The organism is Areca yellow leaf disease phytoplasma (assembly GCF_041920595.1).
Genome location: NZ_CP169277.1, coordinates 370,219 through 371,573 on the forward strand (window position 1 = coordinate 370,219; position 1,355 = coordinate 371,573).

Here is a 1,355-nt window from a genome sequence, read left to right on the forward strand (position 1 = left end):
CGTATTGCTAGTTTGAGGCATAACACTATCTGCACCAGAAACAACTAAAATAGCAGCATCCATCTGAGCAGCACCAGTAATCATGTTTTTAACATAATTTATGTGTCCAGGACAGTCAACGGTGAGCATAGTGATTTTTTTTTCTGTTTCATATTCTACGTGTGAAGTATTAATTGTAATACCACGTGCTTTTTCTTCTGGTGCATTATCAATTTGATCATAAGCTTCTACTTTAGCCAAGCCACGATAGACAAAACTTGGGTAATAGCTACAAAGATAGTTTTTACCGTGGTCTATTGTGTCCAATAGCCTACATTTAAATGCGGTTTATTTCGTATATAAATTTTTTCATTAGCCATTTCAAAGGCCTCCTTTATTATGTTTTAAGGTTTGTTTAATAAATATATTTACCATTTAAATTTTAACTTATTTTTGGCTTTTCACAACTATTTTGTTAATAAAAATGTTTTTGGGTGTAAGGTTGTCTAAGCCTGTTTTTTAATAATTCTTCAGATGCTTTAGGAGCTTTTTCATATTTAGCAAATTGCATAATAAAAGTAGCTCTTCCTTGAGTATTGGAACGCAAAACAGTAGCATATCCAAACATTTCAGAAAGGGGAACAAACGCTCTAATAGCAACAGCGTTGGGCGCGTGATTCTTGGTTTTCTAATCTACCTCTTCTAGAAGTTAGATCACCAATAACATTTCCTACATAATCGTTGGGAGTAACTACTCAACGTCCATAATAGGTTCTAAAATGACTGGTTCCCTTTGGTTTTGGTTTCTTTTAATGCCATGGAAGCAGCAATTTTAAAAGCCATTTCGGAAGAATCGACATCATGGTAAGAGCCATCAAATAAAGTTGCTTTTAACATCAATAATTTGATATCCAGCTAAAATGCCAACAGCAAGAGCTTTGAATTCTTTTGAACTGCAAATGATTACGTAACCGGAACGAAGTACAAGATCAGATGTATTGCTCACTAAGAACGACAACACACCACACTGACTCTTTCACTAACCCATAAACTAATGTCAGCCTCTATCCTTGACATCCCCACGATCCTCTAACCTTCTAAACTGCATGGCACTCCTCGGACTCCTCCAAGGCTTGACTCCGATTGCCCCAATCTGAGAGCAGCCACTGCATCTTCTAAGCTCTTCGTGATCCTTTGACCATCCATTGCTTTTGGCACTCCTTGGACCTTCCAAGGCTTAACTCTCAATTGCCCCAATCTGGGAGCGGCCACTGCATCCATTATGCTCCTTTAATGGTCTTCTCACCATCAACTTTGACTGAAAATCCTTGCAGCACCTCGTACTCCTCCAAGACAATACAACTGAACGAAGTAAT

At 37.9% G+C, this 1,355-nt stretch carries 1 protein-coding gene and 2 pseudogenes; all 3 read right to left on the minus strand.

Annotated features, from left to right (window positions below; genetic code table 11):
- Window positions 1-359: pseudogene (locus ACEW7V_RS02100) on the minus strand (GTP-binding protein); the annotation flags it as partial.
- Between the two features lie 95 nt (window positions 360-454).
- A pseudogene (gene fusA / locus ACEW7V_RS02105) lies at window positions 455-913 on the minus strand (elongation factor G); the annotation flags it as partial.
- A gap of 123 nt (window positions 914-1,036) precedes the next feature.
- Window positions 1,037-1,213, minus strand: coding sequence for a hypothetical protein (locus ACEW7V_RS02110; protein ID WP_374695302.1), 177 nt, complete (start codon window positions 1,211-1,213; stop codon window positions 1,037-1,039).
- Between the last annotated feature and the right edge of the window lie 142 nt (window positions 1,214-1,355).